Here is an 18,337-nt window from a genome sequence, read left to right as displayed (position 1 = left end):
GCCTATTGTGCTCCCGCGAAGGCGGGAGCCTAGGGCAGTATTGCGCAACCTAACACTAGGCCCCCGCCTGCGCGGGGGAACATATGGAATGAAGACTTAAATCGTGACAACAGACGTAATGGAAAAAGTAACAACAGAAGACGTCCTCACCTTCAAAGAAGGCGGGGTCGGCCGTATCCGCTTGCATCGTCCCAAGGCATTGAACGCGCTCAACCTCCCCATGGTGCAGGCGATGACCGAAGCCTTGCTCGACTGGCGCAATGACCCTGAAGTCAAGATCATCATGATCGACCATGCCGAAGGGCGCGGTTTTTGCGCGGGCGGTGATGTGGTGACGATTGCCAAATCGAGCGAAGGGCATGGCGCTGCGGGGCAAGCCTTCTTCTTCCAAGAATATCGCATGAACCATTTGATGTACACATACCCTAAGCGCGGGATTGTGTTCATGGACGGGGTGACGATGGGCGGCGGCGTCGGCATTAGCTGCCCGTGCAAATATCGCATCGCGACCGAGCGCACCATGTTTGCGATGCCCGAAACCTCGATCGGCCTGTTCCCCGATGTGGGGGCAGGGCGTTATCTGTCGCGCCTGCGCGGGCGGGTAGCGCAGTTTCTGGCGCTCACCGGCGCGCGGCTTGACGGGGCGGAATGTTTGGCGCTCGGCCTTGCGACCCATTATATCCCGTCGGAGCGGCTGGAGGAGGTGAAGCAAAAGCTCACCGAGACCCCCACCCATATCGAAGCGATCCTCAAGGAAGCATCGGTCGAACCGCCGCCTGCGCGCATCGTCGAAAATTATGCGCAGATCGACCGCCTGTTCGCATCGGACCGCTATGAGGACATCCTCGCAGCCCTTGAAGCCGATGACAGTGAATGGGCGCAAAAGGAGCTGGCGACCTTGCGCACCAAATCGCCGACTGCATGTAAAGTGTCGCTGCGCCTGCTCGTCGAAAGCCCGCGCCAGTTCCACTTCCTCGACGAAATGCGCATGGAATATGGCATTGTCGTGCGGATGTTCCGCCACCCCGATTTTATCGAAGGCGTGCGCGCGGTCCTGATTGACAAGGATCACGCCCCCAAATGGGAACCCGCTACGCCCGAAGGCGTCACCGACGCGATGGTGGACCGCTTCTTTGAGCCATTGCCGGAACGCGATGCGTGGACGCCGCTGGGGAGTTGAGGGGCGGGGCTGAGGAGTTTGATTAAAGGCTCGTCATCCCCGACTTGATCGGGGATCCATCTCCGGACCGATGGATTTAGACGAGCGGTTACGAGATGGATTCCCGCTTTCGCGGGAATGACGAGGAAAGAAGGTTTGAGATTATGCCCGACTATAAAACGCTGATCGTAGAGAAAAGGGGCGCGGTGACGCTCATTACGTTGAACCGCCCCGATGCGCTCAATGCACTCAACAGCCAGGTGCTGGCCGACCTTATCGCCGCACTTGAAGCCTATGATGCCGACACCAGCCAAGGCTGCGCGGTCCTCACCGGTAGCGAAAAAGCGTTTGCGGCGGGCGCGGACATTAAGGAAATGCAGACCGAAGGCTTTGCGGCCATGTATGGCGGCAATTTCTTTGGCGGCTATGACCGCGTGACCGCGACCCGCAAGCCGGTGATTGCGGCGGTTGCAGGCTATGCGCTCGGCGGCGGGTGCGAGTTGGCGATGATGTGCGACTTCATCATTGCGGGCGACAATGCCAAATTCGGCCAGCCCGAAATCAAGCTCGGCGTGACCCCCGGCATGGGCGGATCACAGCGCCTCACCCGCGCAGTGGGCAAGTCCAAAGCAATGGAAATGTGCCTGACCGGCCGCATGATGGGCGCCGAAGAAGCCGAACGCTCCGGCCTTGCCGCGCGCGTTGTGCCAGCCGCCGACCTCCTTGATGACGCGCTCAAAACCGCCGCGACGATTGCGGGCATGGCCCCGCTCGCGGTCATTGCGAACAAGGAAATGGTCAACGCCGCGTTTGAAACCGGCTTGCAACAGGGCATCAACTTTGAACGCCGCCTGTTCCACGGCCTGTTCGGCACCGAGGACCAGAAAGAAGGCATGGCCGCCTTCGTGGAAAAACGCCCCGGTAATTGGACGGGCAGGTAAGTGGACGGGCCGATAACTGGACGGGGAAGTAAGTGAAAGAAAAAGTAAAAAATTATGCTCCCGCGCAGGCGGGAGCCTAGGGCGGCATAGAGTTGCCTAACACTGCGTCCCCGCCTTCGCGGGGACACGGGTATAGTCCCCCTCCCGCTTGCGGGAGGGGTTAGGGGTGGGTCTTTCTTTATAAGCACCCACCATCATATTCGGGAGAAGGCCCACCTCCGGCCCCTCCCGCAAGCGGGAGGGGAGATTATGACAAAAATCGCATTTATCGGACTGGGCAATATGGGTGGCGGGATGGCCGCTAATCTCGCGAAAGCGGGCTATGCGGTGCGCGCCTTTGATCTGAGCGCCGACGCCCTCGACCGTGCCGTCGAAGCGGGTTGTGAGCGGGCCGCGAGCGCCGCTGAAGCCATTACCGGCGCGGATGTGGTCGTCACCATGCTGCCCGCAGGCAAGCACGTCGCGGCGGTCTATGAAGCCGATGTGTTCCCCAACGCTGCGCCCGGCACACTGCTCCTCGATTGTTCGACCATTGATGTCGCGACCGCCAAGAGCAATGCGGAGGCCGCCACCGCCAAGGGCTTTGTCGCGGTCGATGCGCCGGTATCGGGCGGGATTGCGGCGGCCAATGCGGGCACGCTGACCTTCATGGTTGGTGGCACCGATGAAGGTTTTGAACGCGGGCAGCCGGTGCTCGCTAAAATGGGCAAGGCGGTCATCCATGCGGGTGAGAGCGGCGCGGGACAGGCTGCGAAAATCTGCAATAATATGCTACTCGGCGCGACAATGGTGGCGACGTGCGAAAGCTTCCTGTTGGCCGAAAAGCTCGGCCTCGATTTGCAAAAATATTATGACATCGCCTCGGTATCGTCGGGGCAAAGCTGGTCTATGACCAGCTATTGTCCGGTCCCGGGTGTCGGCCCCGAATCGCCCGCCGACCGCGACTATAAAGGCGGGTTTGCCGCGCCTTTGATGCTCAAGGATTTGCGCCTTGCGATGGAAGCGGCGGGCAGCGTCGACGCGCATGTGCCGATGGGCGCGCGGGCAGCAGCGCTTTATGAAGCCTTTGTTGCGGGTTATCCCGAAGGCCATGACTTTTCGGGGATTATCCGGGCGTTGGATAAGTTGGCATAGAGGGCTGAGTTGGGGAGTGGTTCTATTTGAACAGGCCCTCCCCAAACCCCTCCCGCAGGCGGGAGGGGCTTTTCTGGCCGTCATTGCGGGACTCCTTCCCCCCCATCCTCATTGCGAGCGCCGTAGGCGCGCACCTCTTTTTTCTCCCTACCGTCATTGCGAGCCGCGAAGCGGCGCGGCAATCCAGAGCCAAGTCACGCTACATTTGTGTGAGACTGCTCTGGATTGCCGCGCCCCTACGGCGCTCGCAATGACGGTGGGGGTTAAGTGGCGGCGACCTTCGCGCCTCGCAATGACGGTAATGGGACAAAAGTGAGCGCGCGACGCGCTCCGACCCCCCTCAATAATTACGGTCGGTAATCCGTGAAATTTCGCGCGAGACCATGCGTTCCACGATTTCCGGCAAATGCGCGTCGAGCCATTCTTTGAGCATCGGGCGCACCATATCCTGCACCATCTGGTCGAGCGAGACGGAGCCTATAGCCATGTCCGGACGCGGGGCGGGTTTGACCGCTTCGGCCAATTGGCTGAGCGATTGGCGGCTGGCGGCCACGCGATCGGTGGCAAGCAGGCTTGCGTCGCTAACTTTGGTATTACCCTTGGCATCGCCGGATAATGCGGGTTCGGGGCTGGTGTCGGTCAGTTCCAGCACTTCTTCTTCGGTCGTCCCAGCATCCTGCCCGTCGGCGGCGGGGTCGGCCTGTCCGGCGGCAAAAGGATCCTCATCATCCCCGCCACCATTGGCCGAGGCACGGGGGGCGGCGACTTTACCCGCCTCGGCGTCTTCGCGCGCCATTACGCGGCGGATAGACGAAAGTATTTCTTCCATAGAAGGCTCTCTGCTCATGTCGCCCACTTTAAACCCCTGTAAGAACGAGCTTGATTGCTAGCCGCTCATGCGGGCCTTGCCAATATTTTTGTGTCAAAGCGAGACAATGGGGGCGCTGAGGGCGACGGAGCGAGCCACAGGCCTGCCCCCGACATAGCTTAACCGAGCTTAACGAGCCCTAATAACGACGCGGCGGAACAGGGGTTTGCGACGCATTGGTGCCGGGGCGGTCCATCGTCGGCACCGTCGCATTTTGCGCAGGGCTTTCATAGGTGCGCGTGGCTTGGGGGGTCGGATTTGGATCATCGTCCCAATCCCACACCTTGTCCTTGACGCGGTTATAATTGGCTTCGGGCTGATAAAGCGGCCCGCCTTCCAGTCCCAAATCCTGCGCTTCGGCCCGCCCCATCGCGGCGAGCAACGAGAAGCCTGCAACATAGGCATTGCGCTGCGCGGCGACCAGATCGACCTGCGCGTTCAGCAATTCCTGCTCGGCGTTCAAAATGTCGAGAATGGTGCGGTTGCCGACGCTATTTTCCGCGCGCACGCCTTCCAGTGACAGGCTGCTGGCCTGCACGGCGGTTTGCGACGACAGGATGATGTCCTGAGACGCGCGATGGCTGGCAAAAGCGGCGCGGGTTTGCGCGATTACGCTGCGTTCGGTCGCAATCAAGCCTTCCATCGCCTGACTGTTACGCGCCTGTGCCTGCCGCACGATGGCCGCCGGACGGCCGCCCTGGAATAAAGGGAAGGTTGCGGTCACGCCGACACCGCCCGCGATACGGTCCTGATCGGCGCGGAATGCGGGGTTCGCGCTATCCAGCGAACCGAGATAATTATTATAGGTGGTGCGGCCTGATGCTTCGATTTGCGGCAAACGCGCGCCCTTGGCCGATTTCACATCATAACGGCTGGCTTCGACCTGATATTGCGCGGCTTCAATGTCGGGATTTTCGGCGAGCGCCTGTTGTACCGCATCGTCTGCCGATGCGGGCAAATTGGGGAGCGGCGGCGGCGGTTGCAAATCGACCGGCGCTTCGCCGACAAGCTCGATATAGCGTTCACGGCTGCCGATAAGCTGGGCTTCGGCGCTACGGAGCTGGCCTTGGGCGAGCGCAAGGCGCGATTCGGACTGGGCAATATCGGTGCGGGTGAGGTCGCCAATCTGGAACCGGTCGCGCGTCGCTTCGACATTGACCGACAAGACCCCGACATTGCCACGGTTGAGCGACACAATCGCCTGATCGCGGATGACGTCCATATAGACGGCAACGACCTGATTAAACACTGATGCTTCGGTGGCGCGCAGGTCTGCTTGCCCCGATTCGACGCGCTTTTCCGCTGCGCGTACCGCATTTTTGACACGTCCGCCTTGATAGAGCGGGACCGACGCGGTGGCGCTGACTGCCAGCGAGCGGTCATTCATGCCTTGGCTCACGCCGAACAGATTTTCCTGATAATCCGCCTGACTTCCGGCAGAGGGCAGGCCGTCTGCGCGCGCAATCGGCACATTTTCGTCCTGCGCCCGTTGCCCCGCGCGCGCGGCGGTCAGCGTCGGATTATTGTCATAGGCTTTTTCAAGCGCGCCTTTGAGCGTTTCCGCCTGCACCGGCAACGCAACTGCGCTGGCTGCAAGGACGGAAAGAGCGAGTGTGGACCGGAGAAGAGCTTTGCTGCGCACTATTTATTATTCCTTATCTACGGTCGCAAGGGTCTGGACGGGTTATTAAAAGCTGAAAACTTTGGGTTTGGCAAAGCCGGGGAGCGGGGCCGCTTCCATATCGGCAAAAGGGTTGAACGCCACGCGCTCGCCCACGCGCACGCCATAACAAAGGCGGGTCACGGCGCGGTCGACAATTCCGGCCACCACACGGCCTTCGGGCGCGAGTTGGGTAACGATAATAGCGGGCAATTCTTCAATCGCGCCATCGACGATGATGACATCATAAGGCGCATGGGCCGCCGCACCTTGGTTGAGCGGGCCTTCGACAAAGGTGATATTGTCGCGGGCATCGAGATGTGTGCGGGCTTGGGCTGCAAGCTCTGTCGATTCTTCAAGCGCGACGACATGGCCGGCAAGGCGCGCGACAATGTCGGCGGTATAGCCGCTCGCCGCGCCGATCAGCAGCACCTTGTCGGTCGGGGCGAGGTCCGCCTCGACAATCAGGCGTCCGATGGTGAGCGGCGGATTGAGCGCGCGGCCCTCTGTGAGCGGAATGGCGCGGTCCATATAGGCCGTGCTGGCGCGCGCTTCGGGCACATAGGCTTCGCGCGGGACCTGCGCCATCGCCCCCAAGATGGCGGGATCATTGACATCGCTGGTCCGCAACTGGCTTTCGACCATATGCTGCCGCATGGCTTTGAATTGGCTTTGATTCACGAACATACCCCAAAACTTGTGTGGCTTGTTTATACCGGTTTGACCTGTATTGCAATAGTAATACAGCATAGCACGCGCAGCACCCGGACGGCGGTCCCTAGTGCCACAACGCGGCTGTCCTTACTGGCTTTTATGCCAAGCGCCAAGTGAATAGCGGTAACGAAAGCAGATGGCTTCGCCGCAAAATCTTGGCGTCATTATGCCAGATGGCTTGACATTGCCGCCAAACCTCCACAAGTGGCGCCTTCACCATCAGTGAGGCCCGTTGGCGGAGTGGTGACGCAGCGGACTGCAAATCCGTATACGCCGGTTCGATTCCGGCACGGGCCTCCATTTCCCTTCTTCCCATTTTTTTTGTCTTTCCAGCTGTCCGCAAAGCTTGGGAATTAAGCCAGTTTGTCACATGAAGCTTTTTGTTTTCTTTAGCAAATGAGCGCATGGTAAATATTGGTATGATGACTAGCTTAACCTCCTCAGCAATAGGTGCAAATAAAGTCGAGGTAGGTCCGTTGAGACACATCGAGGCGGATGGCGGCAGGAATAGCATTTTGGATCGCTATGGATTTTGCTAGTTATCAATGTGCGATGGCCGGGAATATCGCAATAGAAAATCTTATATTAAAGGGATTGGAGGTGGAATGTGCAAAAAATAAAAGAAATTACAGAAACAGATAATTTTCAAAAATTTATATATTTCTTGAATACTATAAGTTTATGCGTGATGGTTTTTATGGTTTTTATGAGAGTTTCAGGAAATATTACTTTTAATAATTATTATTATTACGTCCTATCAGGGCATGTAATTATATTAATAATATTTTTGTTTACTTATAAGCGGATAAATTAATATTATTTAATTGAGAGACTTCGATCCTTCTTTTTTACACAAGTCCGAGGATGGCATAGCTCACTTGCTACGAAAAACGCCTTACATGCGGAGCGAACTCGCCTATGAACTAGCCAAGGCAGTCATCGCCAGTTTAGAAAGTGGCACAGACAGCGTTGCCCTGAACAGCCGGGGCTGGCATTGCGAGGAACGGAACACGAAAGATGGCCTTCGCCGTGCAGCCCATATTTTCGAGGTGGAGCGTAGGTTCTTAAAGCTGGGTTCAAATCTTGGAGCAGCTCACCCTAGACATGCCGCCCATTCGTCTCCCATAGCGATGAACTGAGGCGATCTGGCCTGCAAGTCAGTCGCTCAGGGCAGTCTTTGCCGCGTCGGCAAGGCCCGACTTACTCAAATATGTTTGCGCTTGCCTCTTTGCATTGAGCCAAACCGCCTCAAACCTCGACTGCACAATTAATAGGGCCTGATCCTAGACGCCTCTGTGATGAATCCGGTTCATCTATTGGCCATGACATTTGTTTGTTAGCGGACGGCTTCCATCATAGTCTAAGCCGATAAAAAAACGGCTGATAGCTTCCTGTTGTAGCGGATCAAGTTGCGACGTGGATGCGCCGGATCCGTGGACAGGAATGATGAACTGTCTGCGTGCTATAGTGGGGTATGCGATTGTGACGACACTGCTCAATTCCATCAAAGTTCTCGACATGACGACGGTGCTATCGGGCCCGGCCTGCACCAGTGTTCTGGCGCATATGGGCGCCGAGGTCATCAAAGTCGAAGCGCCCAGCGGCGATATAATGCGTAACGTCGGCGAGCCCCGCATCGAGACGCTGGCCCCTATCTTTATGCAGGTGAACCGCGGCAAAAAATCTGTGGTGATCGACCTGCGGACCGAAGAAGGAAAAGCGGCACTCCGCGTGCTGGCGGCGCAATGCGATGTGGTTGTGGAAAATTTTCGGCCCGGCGTGATGGAACGGTTGGGGCTGGGCTATGACACATTGAAGGCGGATAATCCCGATTTGGTCTATGCCTCTATCTCCGGCTTTGGCGCCGAAGGGCCGTGGTCGGATATGCGCGCCTATGATTTGATGATCCAGGCTTTGAGCGGCTTTATGGGGATGCAAGGGCGGCATGGCGAGCCGGAATATGTGCAATGCGCGATTGCGGACAAAATTACCGGGCGCGCCGCAGCGGAAGGTATTCTGGCCGCACTGGTCGCGCGCGGGGCAGGGCAAGGCGGCGCGCATATTGCGGTGTCGATGCTGGACGCGACAATCGAATTTCTGATGGAAGATTCGATGGCGCTGCACACGTTTCTAGACCGCACGGTGAGTAAGGAGCGGCTCAACCACGCAAAGTTCAAAGTTGCCGATGGCTGGGTGTCGATCCTGTTTCTGCAATTGGAGGAGTATCACAGCCTGTTCCGGGTGCTGGGGCGCGAGGATTTGTGCAGCGATGCCCGTTTTGCAACGCGTGAAGCGCTGGTGCGCCACTTTGCCGATTGGCAAAGAGAGGCGGGCGCTTTGATGGCACAATGGAGCGCCGAAGAGCTTATCGCCATGACGCGCGCCGCCAAATTGCCGGTGGCGCCCGTGCTGACGCAGGAACAGATGTTTACATTCGATCAGGTGGTTGCAAACGGCACATTTGCGGTGCGTGATCTGGGGGAGGCAGCGGGGCGCGTGCGGTATCTGAACGGACCGTGGCGGATCAACGGGGCGGCGCTGACATCGCCCGCTGACGCGCCACGATTGGGCGAGCATAGTGCCGAAATTCTGGGCGGCATCGGCTATGATGCGGCGATGATTGCGCGCGCTGCCGGTAAGACGCTATGACAGGCGGCTAAATATCATTCCTTTTCGACGAGCATCGGTCCCATGTCGCCTGCCCCGCCTACGCCGCCATTCCTTTTGCTGCAGACGATAGAAGCGGTGACGCGGCGCGGCAGTTTTCGCGAAGCGGCGGAGGAATTGCTGGTAACGCCGTCTGCGATCAGCCACCGCGTGCACTCGGTTGAACAGATGCTCGGTGCGCGGCTTTTCGAGCGTGTGGGGCAGGGGGTGAAGCCAACCGCTGCCGCGCTGACGCTGGGAGAGGCGGTGGGGGCGGCGCGCGTCCAGATTGACCGTGCGTGGCAGGCCGTCGCCAAAAAAAATGACGAGCATATGATTAGCGTGCGCTGTATGGCGGGCTTTGGCGAGCATTTTATCCTGCCGCAGATGGACGTATTTCGCCGTACGTTCAGCAATATCGACCTTGATCTGTCGAGCAGCGTCTATTCCGATGCCCAAGCGGTGCGGCCCTATGATTTTGTGATCGGCCTCGGTGCGCCGCCGCCGGGCAAATGGCAGGTCGAACCGCTCATGCCGCTTTTGATGCATCCCGTCGTTGCGCCGCATATGCTGGGGGAGATGCTGGTGGATGGCGCGCTCAGCGGGCCGCTAATCGGTTATGGCGCGAGCCGTCTGACATGGGCGCAGATTGCCGACACGCTGGGGCATCATGTGCATCCCGACGCGAAGATCGTGACGTTCGATTCCATCGTGTCGGCCTGTATCGCGGCAGAGCATGGCTTAGGAGTTGCGCTTGCTCCAGCCTTTATTGCGGCGCGTATGGAGCGGGAGGGCAAGGCGCATATCCTGTGCCGTGACCGGCCGATAGATACACAGTTGAATTACTGGCTGGCGGCCAAACCCGAACAGCATGGCTGGCCCAGCTTTGCCCGTTTCCGCCGCTGGCTGAAAACCCAGATTGCGCAGGACAAGGCCAAGCGGTGAACAGCGCCCGCCCGGCTCTACGCCCATAGATCAGATTGCAGCGGCGCGTTCGACGATTTGCCGCCGTATATCCTCCCGGCAGATCATCGCCGACATATAGCTCATACCGACGCTTTCCTGCATTGGCAGGGTGGCCGATGTCTCTACGCCAAAGCGGACCGCCTGCAGGACATTCGGCGCGCTTTTGGCGATATGCTGTGCTAGCGCCATGGTGCGATCATATAAGGCATCGGCGGCAACCACATGGTTGGCAAGGCCCCATTGCAACGCATCGGACGCGCTCACGCGCTGCCCCGTCAGCATCCATTCCAATGCTTTTGCCTGACCGACAATGCGCGGGAGCAACCATGTCCCGCCATCGACCGGTGGCAGACCATTGAGGACATAGGCCCATTGGAAAAAGGCGTCATCGGACATAACCCGCATATCGCAAGAGGCCGCAAGGTCCGCCCCCATGCCGACAGCGGGGCCATTCACCATCGCGATTGTCGGCTTCATCAAATGGCGGAACCAGATGGCCATCATCGCGGTGGATTCGTCAATCATCAGCCCTTCCCGTGTAAAGGGCGATTGCGCGCTGCTGGCCTTTTGTTCGAGCGACGACCAATCTTTAATGTCCGCGCCCGCTGAAAAGGCGCGGCCCGCCCCCGTTACCACCACTACGCGGATGCGTTTGTCGAATTTCAATTCCTGCGTCACAGCGCGCATATATTGGTCGAATAGGGTCCAGCCCTCGGGGCGCGGCTGGTCGGCGGGATTGCCCATGCTAAAGGCGTTGAGCTTTTCCGGGCGGTTGAGCGTGACAAGCCCGACATGATGTTCGGCATCCACCTCTATCTTGAATTTGGTCATGCCCTCGGGTGCGTCGGCGATTATCCGGTCTACGCTGGCGTAACTGACTTCTTGCATGGCGACACATTCCTCTCTTCAAGATGGTACACAGATATCGGCATCTTGTGTGCGGGAGGAGGTGTGCAGGGTAAAACGCAATAGACAGGCAATTGATGAGCTATATTTACCAATTGCGGCGGGTTCATCAATCCAAATGGCCGGTTTCGAAGAAGCGTTCCATACGCGCCTCCAGCGGGGCGAGGTCGAGTGCGCGTTCGGCGATCCAATCGTCATTATAATAGGTCGAGCGATAGCGTTCGCCGCTGTCGCATAATATGGTGACGATGGAGCCGGCCTCTCCCCGTGCGGCCATCTCGCTGACGAGCATCGCGCAGGCCCACATATTGGTGCCAGTCGATCCCCCGCATAACCGGCCAATGCGCCGCGACAGGACGCGGGCAGCGGCGATGGATTGATCATCCTCCACCACAATCATGCGGTCGACCACGGTGGGGATAAAGCTGGGCTCGACACAAGGGCGGCCAATCCCTTCAATGAGGCTGGGCGCGCCGTCATGGGTCATCACATTGCGGTCATGCCAATGGCGGTGGAACACCGATGCCGCAGGATCTGCGACACAGATTCCGGTGGCATGATGGTGGTGGCGGGCAAAGCGGCCAATCGTTGCAGATGTGCCACCGGTCCCCGCGCCACAGACAATCCAGCGCGGGAGAGGATGCGGCTCACATTCCATCTGCGCGAAAATGGTTTCGGCGATATTATTGTTGCCGCGCCAATCGGTCGCCCGTTCGGCATAGGTGAACTGGTCGATATAATGTCCGCCGGTTTCGGCGGCGAGCGCGCGGGCTGCGCCATAAATCTCGCGCGGATTCTCGACATAATGGCATTGACCGCCAAGCGCCGTGATCGCCGCGATTTTCTCCGCTGCGGTATTATGCGGAACCACCGTGATAAACGGCAGGTCGAGCATTTGGGCGAAATAGGCTTCTGATACGGCGGTCGACCCGCTCGACGCCTCGATCACCGGACGCCCCTTGGCCAGCCAGCCATTGCACAGCGCATAGAGGAAGAGCGAGCGGGCGAGCCGGTGTTTGAGGCTGCCCGTCGGGTGCGATGCTTCATCCTTCACATAGAGTGCAATGTCGGGCAGCGCGGGCATCGACACCGGAATGAGGTGGGTGTCCGCCGAACGCCGGTAATCCGCCGCAATCCGCTTTGTCGCCCAATCCTGCCACGCCCGATCCTGCACCAGTCTACTCCCTTATATTTCGTCAAAATTGCCGCGTTTGCAGCGCGTCGCAGCGGCCCGACGGCCCAACGGACACCACGTTTGGCCGCGTCCAATAGGGCAAGCCGGGCGCCATTTACTTTGGCGCGCGACTATATTTGGCGACCAGTTCGGCCTTATAGAGTTTGCCGGTGTCGTGACGGGGGAGCGCGCTTTCGAAAAACAGGCTTTTGGGCGTTTTGACCGGCCCCAGTGACTGCCGGACATGCGCCAAAATGGTGGCGGCGAGCGCATCGTCGGCGCAGACGCCAGCCTCCACCTCGACAGCCGCGCAGGTCGTTTCCCCGAAATCGGGGTCGGGCACACCGAATACCGCCACATCGCGCACCATCGGCAGTTCCAAAATCGCCGCCTCAATCTCCTTGGGATAGAGATTGACCCCGCCGGAGATGATCGTGAAATTCTTGCGATCGGTAATATAGAGGTAGCCGTCCTCGTCGAGATAGCCAATATCGCCAAAGGTGCGCCAACCCTGTCGGCTGACACTATCAGCGGTCTTTTGGGGGTCGCGCCAATATTCAAAGGCATTGTCGCCCGCAAAGTAAATCTCGCCGATCATGTCGGGACCAAGCGGCTGGCCCTGTGCATCCAGAATATGGACGCTGCCCGGTGCAAGTCGCCCGACAGAGCCGGGGTGCGCCAGCCATTCGGCCGAGGTGATATGGGTAAAACCCACACCTTCGCTGCCCGAATAATATTCATCAATGATCGGCCCCCACCAATCAATCATCCGCTGTTTGACATGGACGGGGCAGGGGGCGGCACCGTGGATGGCATATTGCATCGAGCCGAGATCGGCGGCTAGCCGCTCTTGCTCCGGCAATTGCAGCATCCGGTGGAACATGGTTGGCACCCAAAGCCCGTGGGTGCCGCGATACTGTTCGATCAGATGCAATGCCTGTGCCGCATCAAATCGCTCGGGTATCACGACCGATGCGCCGCTGTGTAGTGCTGCCAAGACATAGCGATGGGGGGCCGCGTGATAGAGCAGGCTGGGTGAAATCAGCACCGCGCCGGGACGCAGTTTATACGCTTGTTCGATCCAGCTATTGGCCGGTTCGGCTATATCCCATGCGCCGTAGGGCAGCGGTTTACGCACTCCTTTTGGCCGTCCGGTGGTCCCCGAACTATAGAGCATCACCCGCCCCCATGACGGGTCGGCCACCGGCGTTTCGGGCATCTGCGCGGCAAACGCGGTCCAATCCTCTACGCCTGACAGGTCAATGCCGAACACGCGCGTAGGCAGCGCGTCGATCGCACCCGGCGTTTCCAGCGCAAAACATCCGGCGGAGATGACAAGCGCAGCAGCCTCGGAATTCTCGACAATATAGGCAAGGTCGGCTGCGGACAATTTGGTTGACAGTAGGACGTAATAGAGGCCCGCGCGCTGAGCCCCCAGCACACAGGACAGCCATTCGGCGCGGTTGGTGATGGCGATGCCCACACAATCGCCGCGCTTCAGCCCGATGGCGCGATAGGCGTGTGCTGCCTGATTGGCGGCGCGGTCAAGCGCCCCGAAGCTGAGGGTGGTGCCGCTGTCGGGAAAGATTGCCGCGATAGCGTCGGGCTGTTTCTGCACAACCTGTGCGATATGTGTCATCGCCTACCCCGGTCAGCGACGGCGCTGGAAGCGGTGCGACTGCACCTGTGCCAATGCGGCGTGATATTCCTGTTCGAGCTGCTCAACAATGTCGGCCACCGGCATTTCTGCGGTAATCGACCCACAGCCATGACCGGCCCCGCGAATGTCCCGCCACACTTTGATCTCGCCATCCTCGCCGCGACGGTATTTTGCGGTTTCCGGGCTCCAGGGCGGCAGGTTGTTGATGTCGAGCCCGGCGGCGGTGAGCGTAGGCTTCAGATAGTTGCCGTAAATGCCGGTGAAGATGTTGGTGTAGATAATGTCGTCGGCGTCGGCGGCGATAATTTCTGCCTTATGTTCGGCGCTGGTGCCCGATTCCGACGCCGCCAAAAAGCGCGTGCCAAGATAGGCGAGGTCGGCGCCCATCGCTTGCGCCGCCAATATGTCGCCGCCAGTGCTCATCGCGCCGGACAATATGATGGTGCCGTCAAAAAAGTCTTTGACCTGATTGACGAGGGCAAAGGGGCTGCGGTCGCCGCCCTGTCCACCGGCACCCGCGCTCACGAGAATCAGGCCATCGACCCCCGCCGATGCCGCCTTACGGGCATGTTTGAGGTTGGTGACATCATGAAAGATCAGCCCGCCATATCCATGCACTTCACTGATAATTTCCGGCGGAGGCGCACGCAGGCTGGTGATGATCAGGGGCACTTTCTCCTGCACGATGGTGACAAGATCGGCCTCCCAACGGTCATTGAGCGCGCTCATCACCTGATTGACCGCAAAGGGGGCAACCGGAAAACCGTCATTGTCCGCCGCCAGCCGTTCGCGGATTTCGGCAATCCAGTCCTTGAGTTCGGTTTGCGGGCGCGCGTTGAGCGCAGGGAAAGCACCAATGATACCGGCGCGGCATTGTTCGACAATCAGGTCGCGGCCCGACGCGATAAACATCGGCGCACCAATGACCGGCAGCCGCAGCATGTTCTGAAATTGCGATGGAATAGTCATGATATCCTCCCGTCACCGTCACCCGGTGTATTTTTGTCGGGAGGATGATGCGGATGAGGGGGCTTCACCTCAAACGAGAAAGCGCGCCCATTCGTGAGACATATTCACTTGTAGCAAATGTGTCGGGAATTTTCAGCTCAGGCGGGGATCAGGCGGAGAGGCCCGCGCCTATTCTCCTGTATATGCTCCCACCGTGCTCATGCCGCTGCGCTGCGCAATGCGTGATTTGAGCCAGCGATGGAAATGGTCGAAATTGTGGAAGCGTTCCTGCGTGCGCCGCACCGCCACCCAATATTGGCCGCCGACCGACACCGGCCCCGCGCCCAGCGCGACGACATGGCCAGCATCAATCCATTCCCGCGCGAGCCAGGATGGCGCAAGCGCAATCCCCACCCCGCTGCGCGCCGCAGCACATAAAGATTGTGCAGAATCAAAGCCGATGATGCGGGCGTCGGGTTGCAACTCGACATCAATCGCTGCGGCGACGTCATGCCATAATTGCGGAAATCCCGCATAGCCCAATAACGGCCCGGTCAGCCGCCCGTCGCGGAAAAAACGGCTGACGGCATCGGGTGCGGCGATGGGCTGCACCTGAAATTCCAACAAATCTTCGCACAGCCAATCGCCTTCGGGATATTTGCCCAGCCCGATCATAATATCGGCATGGCGGCCCCCTTTGGGCAGTCCGGTGACATTGCTGGTCAATTCCAGTTCGAAATCGGGGAATTTGCGTTTGAAATCCTGAATTCCCGACAGCAGGAAATGGTCGCCAAACCCTGCCATACATTGCACCCTGACCGGGCGCGTGGCGGCATCGTCTTTGATGCTTTTCCACACATCGCCCACTTCGCGCTGGGCATTGGCAACGACGGCGGCAATGCGCATCGCATCCTGTGTCGGTAATATCCCCTGACCTACCCGTTCGAACAGCGGGTGGCGCAGATCTTCTTCCAACTGTTTGATGCGGTGGCTGACGGCAGAGGGCGTCAGAAACTGTTCCTCCGCCGCCAGTTTGAAACTGCCAAGCCGCACCACCGCTTCCACGGTTTGCAAGAGGGGCCAGCCTGGCAGTTTCATCGTCACTCACAGCATCCTTTGCCGTGCCTCATGCGTCAAGACGCGCGGCGCGTCCAGTCGCGAAGTAGTGTTTAGAAGCGCAGCGTCGTGCGCACCTCTATCGAGCGCGGTTCGATAATCGAGGCCCCCTTTGCCCCGGAAAACACCGGAATATTGAGGACATAGGCCGCGCGGCGCTGATCGGTCAGATTCTTCATCACCAGCGCCACATTGATGCGGTCGTCGGGCGCAGTCAGCGACAGGCTGGCATCGACCAGCGCATAGCCCGATTGACGGCTGATCGGATCAAGGTCGGGCGCGACATATTGCGCGCTGCGATACGACATGCCGACATTGCCGTTAAGCGACCAGCCCGCCATGATCGGCATACGGTAATCCAGATTGGCGCTGCCCGACCAGCGGGAGGCATAGATGAGCGGCCGCCCGGTCAAATCCTGCGTGCAAGGGCCGGGCTTGCCCGACAGCCGATGGGCATCGGCCTGTCCTGTGGTGCAGCTGGCCCCGCGATAATCATCATAGGTCGCATCCAGATAGTTGACCGATCCCGAAAGCGTAAGGCGCGGCGCAACCAGCCAGCGGGCATCGAGTTCGACCCCATTGGCGGAGGCCTGTCCGGCGTTGGCGGTGATAAAGCCGGTGCCGTTGAACGACACGACCTGCAACCCCTTATACACCGAATGGAACACCGCCATATTCGCCTCGAACCGGCGACCGGCGGAAAATTTTGCGCCTGCTTCAATCGAGGTGGCCCGTTCGCTGCCATATCCGCGCGGGTCGCCCATCGTGTCGGATGCGTTGAAACCGCCGCTTAAATAGCCCCGGCTGGCGCGGGCATAGAGCATCAGATTGCTGACCGGACGATATTGCACTGTCAGCCCCGGCGACCATTGCGATTCGTCATGCGTTTGGTCGAGCAGATAATTATTATAGCCGAAATTGTTGCGGATCGCGGCCAACAGCGCGGGGTTGGTTTCGGGCAGGCCCGTCATGCTGTAAATCGTCACACCGCGCCGTGCGGCCTTGTCCTCCTTCGTCCAGCGCGCGCCACCGATGATGCGCAGGCCCTCTACCGGCTGCAACGTCAATTCACCAAAGCCGCTATAGGATGTGACATCCTGATCAAAAAAGGCGCGGGGGTTGGTGTTGAATAATCCCAGCACAGCACCGGTGACCAGATATTCCTGTGTCAGCCGATAGCGGCTTTTCTGGAAATAGCCGCCGACGACATAGCTCAACAGGCCGTCGCTGGTGGATTCCAGCCGCAATTCCTGACTGATCTGACGATAGCTCTCGCGATTATTATAAGCGAGCAGCGGCACCGGCGTATAATCGGCATCTTCATCAATATCGCGCGAACGATAAGAGGAATAGCCCGATTGCGACACCAGTCGCAGCGTGTCAAAATCCACCTGCACCCGCAGCGCGCCATTATGCGCGCCCATCGAATTGATATTCTGCCGCCCCGGCGCAACGCCAAAGCTGGTTTGTTGGTCGAGATTTGCCTCTACCTGCGGATCAAAGCGGGAGAAGAGCGGGCGATATGCACCAAAGGCGATCAGTTGGAACAATCCGCCCCGGGTGCGGCGTTCGGAATATTCATATTTACCATCGACGGAAACGGACGAGGTCGGCTCCCAGCGCAGCGCAACGCGCCCCAGATGTTCCCGGCTGCCGCGGTCATGCGACAACATGCGCGTATTGCGCAGCGGACCGTCATCGCTGTCGGCGGTGCGCCCCGAAACGCGTAGCGCCAGCGTGTCGGTGATCGGCATATTTACAATCGCCGATAGCTCATACCCGCCAAAGTTGAGGTTGGTGGCACCGCCCAGAATGATTTCGCTCTTGCGCTTGGGCCGCGTAGTCAAAATGTTGATCGCGCCCGCCACGGTGTTTTTGCCAAACAACACACCTTGCGGTCCGCGCAGCACTTCTATCCGCTCGACATCGAAAAACGGCACCGTGAATTGGCGCGCGCGTCCGGCATAGACGCCATCCACAAACATACCGACCGATTGTTCAAAGCCGCGGTTCGACCCCGAACTGATGCCGCGCATGGCAATGCGGTTGCCGCTCGCCGATTCTGCGATGGTCAGATTGGGGACGCGTGATGACAGCGATTCCAGATCGTTGATGCCCAGCCGTTCGGTATCTGCACCGGTGATGACGCCGACGGACACCGGCACATCCTGCAACCGCTCCTCGCGCTTTTGGGCGACCACGACAATGTCGTCGAGGCCGTCCTCTGCCGGTGCGGCGGCCGGGCTGCTTTGCGCTTGCGCCTCGGCTTGTGCGTCGCTGCTTTGCGCTTGTGCATTCGCGGCGCTCGCCAAGGCAATGGCGCTGATCCCGGCAACACTGAACGCGCGGATCGTGGTCCTCATAATCTCTCTCCCTTGTTGGCTATCAGGCCCCGTGCGTGTGCTGTTCTGGGTTCCTGTTTGTCATGAGGCATCGGCGGCGTCG

Annotated in this window: 14 protein-coding genes and 1 tRNA gene; 6 read left to right on the top strand and 9 right to left on the bottom strand. The window is 59.2% G+C overall.

All coding sequences use genetic code 11. The annotated features are described in order from the left end of the window. The first annotated feature begins 103 nt into the window (after positions 1-103). The 3 genes from DMP17_RS06750 to mmsB all read left to right on the top strand — a co-directional run bounded on the left by DMP17_RS06750 (position 104) and on the right by mmsB (position 3,234). Complete coding sequence (locus tag DMP17_RS06750) at positions 104-1,180, top strand: enoyl-CoA hydratase/isomerase family protein (protein ID WP_337828295.1); 1,077 nt, start codon at positions 104-106, stop codon at positions 1,178-1,180. A 95-nt stretch (positions 1,181-1,275) separates the two neighbouring features. Beyond that, positions 1,276-2,100: an enoyl-CoA hydratase gene (locus DMP17_RS06745; protein ID WP_337828294.1), complete on the top strand. Its 825-nt coding sequence runs from the start codon at positions 1,276-1,278 to the stop codon at positions 2,098-2,100. A 249-nt stretch (positions 2,101-2,349) separates the two neighbouring features. Beyond that, positions 2,350-3,234, top strand: coding sequence for a 3-hydroxyisobutyrate dehydrogenase (gene mmsB / locus DMP17_RS06740; RefSeq protein WP_337828293.1), 885 nt, complete (start codon positions 2,350-2,352; stop codon positions 3,232-3,234). 340 nt (positions 3,235-3,574) lie between these two features. Here the strand turns inward: mmsB and DMP17_RS06735 are convergent, their stop codons facing one another. The 3 genes from DMP17_RS06735 to DMP17_RS06725 all read right to left on the bottom strand — a co-directional run bounded on the left by DMP17_RS06735 (position 3,575) and on the right by DMP17_RS06725 (position 6,512). Continuing rightward, positions 3,575-4,081, bottom strand: coding sequence for a DUF2497 domain-containing protein (locus tag DMP17_RS06735; protein ID WP_337828292.1), 507 nt, complete (start codon positions 4,079-4,081; stop codon positions 3,575-3,577). A gap of 160 nt (positions 4,082-4,241) precedes the next feature. Beyond that, positions 4,242-5,744 (bottom strand): TolC family outer membrane protein, encoded by a 1,503-nt coding sequence (locus tag DMP17_RS06730; RefSeq protein ID WP_337828291.1) that lies wholly within the window; start codon positions 5,742-5,744, stop codon positions 4,242-4,244. 45 nt (positions 5,745-5,789) lie between these two features. Then, positions 5,790-6,512, bottom strand: a complete 723-nt coding sequence (locus DMP17_RS06725; protein ID WP_337828290.1) for a protein-L-isoaspartate O-methyltransferase family protein — start codon at positions 6,510-6,512, stop codon at positions 5,790-5,792. Between the two features lie 190 nt (positions 6,513-6,702). Here DMP17_RS06725 and DMP17_RS06720 point away from each other — a divergent pair. From DMP17_RS06720 to DMP17_RS06710, 3 genes are all read left to right on the top strand, one after another. Next, positions 6,703-6,776, top strand: a tRNA-Cys gene (locus tag DMP17_RS06720). Between the two features lie 1,182 nt (positions 6,777-7,958). Continuing rightward, entirely contained in the window at positions 7,959-9,125 is a 1,167-nt protein-coding gene (locus DMP17_RS06715; protein ID WP_337828289.1) for a CaiB/BaiF CoA transferase family protein, read from the top strand. 42 nt (positions 9,126-9,167) lie between these two features. Next, the gene (locus DMP17_RS06710) at positions 9,168-10,067 is read left to right on the top strand and encodes a LysR family transcriptional regulator (RefSeq protein WP_337828288.1); all 900 of its coding nucleotides are present in this window, start codon (positions 9,168-9,170) and stop codon (positions 10,065-10,067) included. 30 nt (positions 10,068-10,097) lie between these two features. Here the strand turns inward: DMP17_RS06710 and DMP17_RS06705 are convergent, their stop codons facing one another. The 6 genes from DMP17_RS06705 to DMP17_RS06680 form a co-directional block, all read right to left on the bottom strand. Then, entirely contained in the window at positions 10,098-10,976 is an 879-nt protein-coding gene (locus DMP17_RS06705) for an enoyl-CoA hydratase/isomerase family protein (protein ID WP_337828287.1), read from the bottom strand. Positions 10,977-11,103: 127 nt separating this feature from the next. Then, entirely contained in the window at positions 11,104-12,168 is a 1,065-nt protein-coding gene (locus DMP17_RS06700; RefSeq protein ID WP_337828286.1) for a PLP-dependent cysteine synthase family protein, read from the bottom strand. 115 nt (positions 12,169-12,283) lie between these two features. Next, a complete protein-coding gene (locus DMP17_RS06695) occupies positions 12,284-13,807 on the bottom strand; it encodes an AMP-binding protein (RefSeq protein ID WP_337828285.1) in 1,524 nt (507 codons plus the stop codon). 12 nt (positions 13,808-13,819) lie between these two features. Beyond that, positions 13,820-14,797 carry an NAD(P)H-dependent flavin oxidoreductase gene (locus DMP17_RS06690; RefSeq protein WP_337828284.1) on the bottom strand — a complete coding sequence of 326 codons (978 nt, stop codon included), beginning with the start codon at positions 14,795-14,797 and terminating at the stop codon, positions 13,820-13,822. Positions 14,798-14,965: 168 nt separating this feature from the next. Next, positions 14,966-15,874 carry a LysR family transcriptional regulator gene (locus tag DMP17_RS06685; RefSeq protein WP_337829768.1) on the bottom strand — a complete coding sequence of 303 codons (909 nt, stop codon included), beginning with the start codon at positions 15,872-15,874 and terminating at the stop codon, positions 14,966-14,968. 71 nt (positions 15,875-15,945) lie between these two features. Next, positions 15,946-18,255, bottom strand: a complete 2,310-nt coding sequence (locus DMP17_RS06680; protein ID WP_337828283.1) for a TonB-dependent receptor — start codon at positions 18,253-18,255, stop codon at positions 15,946-15,948. Positions 18,256-18,337: the final 82 nt, after the last annotated feature.

Source organism: Pseudonocardia sp. TMWB2A, assembly GCF_017312135.1.
The sequence above is the reverse complement of the archived record's forward strand: the minus strand, read 5'-3'. Positions and strand labels throughout refer to the sequence as shown.